The organism is Methanobrevibacter oralis (assembly GCF_001639275.1).
In the GTDB taxonomy this organism is placed as follows: Archaea; Methanobacteriota; Methanobacteria; order Methanobacteriales; family Methanobacteriaceae; genus Methanocatella; species Methanocatella oralis.
In genome coordinates this window covers 1-6,792 of record NZ_LWMU01000094.1, presented here as the reverse complement: position 1 = coordinate 6,792, position 6,792 = coordinate 1, and the positions used below count along the sequence as shown (strand labels likewise).

General features: G+C 28.4%; 8 protein-coding genes. All 8 read left to right on the top strand.

Annotation, left to right across the window (positions count from 1 at the left end; genetic code table 11):
• Positions 1 to 395: 395 nt before the first annotated feature.
• The 8 genes from MBORA_RS08150 to MBORA_RS10675 all read left to right on the top strand — a co-directional run bounded on the left by MBORA_RS08150 (position 396) and on the right by MBORA_RS10675 (position 6,536).
• Positions 396 to 746: a nascent polypeptide-associated complex protein gene (locus tag MBORA_RS08150; RefSeq protein WP_042694236.1), complete on the top strand. Its 351-nt coding sequence runs from the start codon at positions 396 to 398 to the stop codon at positions 744 to 746.
• 5 nt (positions 747 to 751) lie between these two features.
• A complete protein-coding gene (locus tag MBORA_RS08145) occupies positions 752 to 1,495 on the top strand; it encodes a metallophosphoesterase family protein (protein ID WP_042694238.1) in 744 nt (247 codons plus the stop codon).
• Positions 1,496 to 1,888: 393 nt separating this feature from the next.
• Entirely contained in the window at positions 1,889 to 2,914 is a 1,026-nt protein-coding gene (locus MBORA_RS08140; protein WP_063720524.1) for an NYN domain-containing protein, read from the top strand.
• Positions 2,907 to 4,109, top strand: coding sequence for a hypothetical protein (locus tag MBORA_RS08135; RefSeq protein ID WP_042694239.1), 1,203 nt, complete (start codon positions 2,907 to 2,909; stop codon positions 4,107 to 4,109). The genes MBORA_RS08140 and MBORA_RS08135 overlap by 8 nt, the downstream gene beginning before the upstream one ends.
• A 20-nt stretch (positions 4,110 to 4,129) precedes the next feature.
• Positions 4,130 to 4,402 carry a hypothetical protein gene (locus tag MBORA_RS08130; protein ID WP_042694241.1) on the top strand — a complete coding sequence of 91 codons (273 nt, stop codon included), beginning with the start codon at positions 4,130 to 4,132 and terminating at the stop codon, positions 4,400 to 4,402.
• A 20-nt stretch (positions 4,403 to 4,422) separates the two neighbouring features.
• Positions 4,423 to 5,646, top strand: a complete 1,224-nt coding sequence (argJ, locus tag MBORA_RS08125) for a bifunctional ornithine acetyltransferase/N-acetylglutamate synthase (RefSeq protein ID WP_081738403.1) — start codon at positions 4,423 to 4,425, stop codon at positions 5,644 to 5,646.
• Between the two features lie 466 nt (positions 5,647 to 6,112).
• Positions 6,113 to 6,385 (top strand): hypothetical protein, encoded by a 273-nt coding sequence (locus tag MBORA_RS10680; protein ID WP_156482712.1) that lies wholly within the window; start codon positions 6,113 to 6,115, stop codon positions 6,383 to 6,385.
• Positions 6,360 to 6,536, top strand: a complete 177-nt coding sequence (locus MBORA_RS10675) for a hypothetical protein (RefSeq protein WP_156482711.1) — start codon at positions 6,360 to 6,362, stop codon at positions 6,534 to 6,536. The genes MBORA_RS10680 and MBORA_RS10675 overlap by 26 nt, the downstream gene beginning before the upstream one ends.
• Positions 6,537 to 6,792: the final 256 nt, after the last annotated feature.

The window sequence follows — 6,792 nt, the reverse complement described above, 5'->3', positions numbered from 1 at the left end:
ATTATCAATGCACAATCAATAAATGAAGCACAAAAAAAGAAATCAACTATTTTATTTAGAATCCAACATTCCACAAGTTATTCAAGATTTAGCTTCAAAATTAATAATCCCAGAATTCAAAAAAATCACAAATCACCTGAATGATTCAAAAATACCAATAACCTCAAATAAAATAGAAAACTGCTTCCTAAAAAACTTCCCCAAACATATCAAAAAATTATTCAAATCGAAAAAAGGAATTTTAAAAAGGTTTGACTTAAAAATAATGTATTAGAACAAAGACAACGCAATTTTCTAAAAATCACCCAAGTTTTTGAAAGTGCCATTTTTTAATAATAACTTTTTAATATAATTACTAATAGAAATATCTATGATTAATTTTTGAGGATTTTACGATGATTCCAGGAATGAATAAAAAACAGATGAAACAAATGGAAAGACAAATGAAAAAGATGGGAATGAATATGAAGGACCTTGACGGTGTTCGTGAGGTTATTATTCGTTTTGATGATAAAGAATTAATCATTGATGAACCTGAAGTTAGTCTTATGAATGTAATGGGTCAAGAAAACTACCAAATCAGCGGAAAAACTCGTGAAGTAGAAATCGAATATGAAGTTGAAATTCCTGAGGAAGATGTTGAAATGGTAGCTAACCAAGCTAAGGTTTCTCTTGATGAAGCAAGAAATGCTCTTAAGGAATGTAAGGGTGATCTTGCTGAAGCAATTATGAAACTAAACTTGTAGATAAAATGACTTTAATAGTACATATTTCTGATTTACATATAAGTAAAGTAAATTTTGATGAAGATTTATTTATGATGGCTGTTGATGAAATAAATCATCTTAGTCCAGAAATGATTATTTTAACTGGTGATATTACAGATAATGGTTATTATAAAGAATATCTTCAAGCTTCTAAATTATTACCTTTTTTTGAAGCTCCATTATTTGCAGTACCAGGGAATCATGATGCTCGTAATTTAGGGTATAGGACTTTTGAAGAGTTAATTGGTGAGAGAAGTTGGAAATTGACTAAGGATGATAATTTTACGGTTATAGGTATTGATAGTAGTTCTCCTGATGAAAATGGTGGGCAAATTGGTATTCCTCAGCACATGTGGTTAGAACATCAGTTAGATGATTGTGTTATTAATAATAATTTTAGTGTTGTAGCACTCCATCATCATGTTGTTTCTATTCCAGATACTGGTCGTGAACGTAATGTTTTATCTGATGCAGGAGAAGTTTTAAAAACATTAACTACTCATGAAGTTGATCTAGTTTTATCTGGCCATAAACATGTTCCTAATATTTGGAAAATAAATAATACCATTATAGCTAATGCAGGATCTCTTTGTTCTGAAAAGTTAAGAGGTAAAAATCAGAATTCTTATAATGTTTATAATATTTCAGATAAATCTATTGAAATTTATTTGCATAATGTTGGTGGAGAACGACTTTTATTCGATGAATTTTTAAGAAATTCAATATAATATTAATTTTTAATAGCTAAAATCATAAATTTAGCTTTATTTATAGTAAGACGTTTCTAAGAAAAAAACAAAAATAATAAGATTTAGTTCAAGACTTGTAATACGAAAGCTAAACCATTATCTAAGAAGAAAATAACTTTTAAAGTTAAACATACAAAGCCATTACTAATAAAAAAGGAGTAGCTACAATTAATATTAAGTAGGTAAATACAGTATTTACACTAAAAAACACCATAAATATTATGATTTTCCTTAGTTTTATTTTTTTAAATTTCACTAAATTAATTTATTTTTAAAGTGCTTAAAAAAACTATATTTAAATATTTGATTATATTAAATATATAAATGATTAAACTAATAACTATTTAATTAAATTTATTTTAAGGTGATATTGTGAAGGTAGTCGTCGATGCATCAAATGTTGCTCATCATGTTAAAAATGAAAATTCAGAGCCTCAAATAACTAATATTTTGGCTGCTGTTAAAGCATTAGAGGAAAGTGGAGACGAATTTGTAATTATAGCAGATGCATCTCTCCGTCATGATATTGATGATAAAGTAAAATTTGAAAAATTATTAGAAAGTGATAATGTTGAAGAAGTTCCAGCAGGTAATGATGCAGACCATTTTATTTTAGATATAGCTACTCGTGAAAAAGCCAAAATTTTATCTAATGATAAATTTAGGGATTATGCTGCTGAATTTAGAAATGTTTCTTCAATGCGAATTCCATTTACAATTAGTGAAAATAGACTTACATTTGGAAGGCCGAAAAAACCTAAAAAAGATAAGAATATTTTACAACATGTCTGTGATGAGATTATTAAAGAGTTAAAATTCAAAAGATGGGAAATTTACGAGGGTAAAGAAGGTTTAGAAATCTCTCCATTGAATATTGCTAAACAAGCTATTATTCGTATTGATAATGAAAGTGGAGCTGAATCTACTATTGAAAATATCTTTTCTAAAATCCCCATGTTTAATAAAATTGTAGATATGGTTGATGATGTTGAAATAGCTGCTCCTTATGTAATTTTTGTATTGGTTCATCCTAAAGATTATAAATTAGCTGTTAAAAATGCAGGAAATATATCTGTTACTGTTGCAGATAGATTAAGTCTTGAAAAGAAACCGTTAATTGCTGTTCGTAATGATTTATTCACTAAACCAGGTAATTTTGAGCTAAATATTCTACTTGCAGATGAAGTAACTGAAACTGCACCGTACAACATATTAGTTCGTGTAAGTACTGATGATGAAATATTTATTAAGAAAAATTCAAGAAATATAGCTAGTACAATAGCTGGAAGATTAGGATCTTGGAAATTTCCATTTGTATCAGTTAAACCAGATATGCTTTTAGAAAAACCTGGCGAATTTGAAATTGAGCTGGAGAAGGGAGGACAATTCGATGGTTAATTTTTTAACTAAATCGATTATTAAATTAACGACAAAATTAGATCCTATTTCTGTTGGTACAAAGTTTTTTCCAACTAATCCTATTGAAACAGAGTATGTGGAATTATTTAATTATACTCAAACTATTCTTTTTGAACTTCAAAAGGCAGAAATCACATCTAGTACTATTTTAGAAAACCTTATTCGGGATATTGGTGCTGAAAACATTCCTCAGGTTTATGATTTTCAAGAATTAAAAGCTGCTGAAAATAAGATTGAAGAATATGCATTGGTAAGTAATATTATTATGGGTAGCGATCGTTATTTTTATATCGAGCTTCCTCATCCATCTAATTTAATTAATATCTTTGTTAAAATCATTGAAAATGAAAAAGGTAGTATAGTTGAAAAGACATCAACAGAATTAGTTGCAAGAATGTTAAGTAAAAACGATGCAATAAGAGTAGCTATTGAACTTATTGGAATTGGATTATCAGAAGGAGTTCCAATTGTATCTGCTGTTGGAATGACTGGTGCAGCATCAATTGAAAGAGCAATTCACTATACTCAACGTATTGGAAACTTTCCAGGTATAGCATTTACAAAGCTTGGAGGAGAATATGCTTTGGTCTTTGATGAGGAGTTCAGATTAAGAGAATCAAGGCCAAATAATTTTGAAAATTACTTATTCATTGATTTAATTGGTTCGACTGACTTTATTAATAAATATGGTAGAAGTGAGCTAGTTGATCTCATGACAGGAATTAAAAACTTCATTGAAACAGAATGTAATGGTGAACTTGAAGGATACAGAGAAGGGGGAGATGATTTTATTGCTCGTTTCCCATCTAAAGACTTAGCTATTAGGGCAGGACTAGATTCTGCATGGTTTGCACTAAATAACGGTGCTAAAATTAGAGCTGGTGTTGGAAGAAGTAGGCGTGAAGCAGGTGAAAGAGCTCAACTTGTAGATGATATAGATGCCCTATCACCATTGTCTTTAGTTGTATTTGAACTAGCTAATGGACTTTATGCTTATAATATTCCATCAGAGTTTTCAAGAACATTGATTAATCTAATTGAAAACGAAAAAGCGAAACTAATTGGGATATTTGTATTTGTATTTATATTTGCATATCTTTTATCAATTGTTGGATTAGGTATGTTTTCATTTGTAGGTGTAATTTTAGCCTTAATATATGCTTTTATAGCTTAAAAAATTAAAAAGAGAGTAATATGAGACGTAAAAACGACGGTAAAATTGTTTTAATTCTGATTTTTGTATTAGTCGCATTTATTGTTGGTGCAGGAATTGGAGTAACTATGGGTCTTGATGGTGGAAATAATGATAAAAATGAAACCCATATTAAAAATGTAACTGTTGAAATGACAACTAATTTAAATGAAACAGATGATGCTGTTTATTACGATAAAGAAATTGATGGTGTTGATTTTAATAATAAAGAAGAAGTAGCTAATCTTTTAAATAATTCAAATCAAACTCAATAAGTTAATTTTTTGTGATTTTTATGGATTTTATTAAAGATATTGTTGGTGGATTTTCTGTAATTGAAAATCTTAAAGTATCTGGGGATCGTGAAGGTAAATATGGAGTTACAATTATTGTTTCACCTAATAGTTCAGCTTCAGCTGTGTTTACTTCAAATAAAGTAGTTGCAGCTCCAGTTACATATACTAAAAATGTTTTAAAAAAAGGTATAATTTCAGCTATTTTTGTAAATAGTGGAAATGCAAATTGTTTTACAGGTAAACAAGGAATTTTAGATTGTGAAAAATTAGTTGAACTTGTATCAAAAGACTTAAAAATACCTAAAGATGAAATAGCTATTTCTTCAACTGGAGTTATTGGTAGAACACTGCCAGTAGACATTATATCAGAAGTTGCTTATAAATCAATTTCTAAATTAGGTTCTAAAGCAGAAAATTCACTAGCTGCAGCAAAAGCAATAATGACAACTGATACTTTTCCAAAAGAAGCAGCAGTTGAAGTAACATTAATGAATGGACAAAAAGTAAAAATCGCAGGAATTGCAAAAGGCAGTGGCATGATTGCTCCAAATATGGGTACAATGTTATCTTTCATTGTAACTGATGCAAATTTACCTTCTGCCTTAATTAATAAGGCTTTAAAAATTGCTGCAGATATTAGTTTTAACATGGTCGTTGTTGATGGTGATGAAAGTACAAATGACACCTGTTTAATGTTAGCTAATGGAGCATCAGGAATTGATGCATTTACTAATGATGAAATAGATTCAAATTTCCAAGAAGCTCTTAATTATTTATGTATAAGATTAGCTAGAAAAATGGCTCGTGATGGAGAAGGAGCTACTAAATTCATAGAAGCTAATGTTAAAGGGGCGTTAACTAATAATGATGCAAGAATTGCAGCTAAATCTATTATATCATCATCCCTTTTCAAATCAGCAGTATTTGGAGGAGATCCAAATTGGGGAAGAATAGTCTCAGCAATCGGTTATTCTGGTGCAGAATTAAATCCAAATATTGTAACTATTGCAATTGCTGATGAGGAAGATGATGTTGAGCTTGTAAGAAATGGTGAAATTTTAGCTTTTGATAATACAACCTATCTTAAAAGAGCAGAAAAAATTATGCAGTCTAAAAAGGTTATTATTAATATTGATATTAATTTGGGCGATTTTGAAGCTACTGCATGGGGTTGTGATTTAACTTATGATTATGTTAAAATAAATGCTGAGTATACAACATAATAAAAAGCTTTAAATATTTCAAAAATCAAATATCTTTCTGTTATTTATAATTCTAATTTTTTATTATTAAGTTATGGAGGGAAGATCATGGCAAAAATTAAAGGAACTAACAGAAGAACCAGACAAAAAAGAAGTTACACTAAACCTGGTAGTAAAAGAGGAAGAGGAGTTAAACAAACTTGGAAAAAATAATCCTCTTTAAATTTTCTTTTTTTAAGAACTTAAAAGCAATTTAAGTTCAAAACTTTTATTAAAATAATTTTTTATAAGTGTTTTGTTTTGATATTTAAATTTTCGGCACTTTCAAAAACTTAAGTGATTTGAATTTTTCTTAAATTTTCGTGCTGAGATTTTTTCTCTTTTTATTTTTCTTTGTTTTTAATTTAAAAGTAGTAAATTTAATATATTAGGTGAAGCTAATATATTAATTTGTCTAATTCAAATATAAAAGTTTCAAATAATTATTATGTCTGATAAACAATTTAAATTTTCCGATTTTATTCTGGAGTTTTCTCGATTTCGCACTAATGAGGATAAAACTCGTATTGGATGTCAATCTATTGGTGATTCGTTGTTTGTTTCTACAAGAAAAGGTGAAAAGTATTTTAAATCATTAAATGTTGTTTGTCCTGAGTGTAACTCTCATGATGTTGTTAAAAATGGAACTTATTCTAGAAAATTGATTTTTTTAATAAATGGGGAACAAAATTGTATTGTACAAAAATATAAATGCATATAAATGTGGTCATGTTATTTATACTGATTTATCCAGTATTGTTAATGGAAATGCCAATATTACTATTCCGGTAATTAAACATGTAGAGTATTTGTACAGTTATTTTAGTGGAAGTCTCCATAAAATTCGTAAATCATTAAAAAAAATAGCATAACATTGAAATCTCTCATCAAAGTATAGAAAACATCATATTTTTAAATCTAATCATAAAATTGAGCATAAAAAATTGGACTTTTTCCGGATATTTACTTGTTTGACAGTCTTATGGGTTAAACAAAAAGATGAATGGAAGTACCTTTTAGCTTTATTCGACCTAGAATTAAATACAATAGTTTCCAGAGAATTGACCGATTCAGAGACAATAGACAACATATACAACTTCTTAAATCAATCACTCCGCAATCAAAATA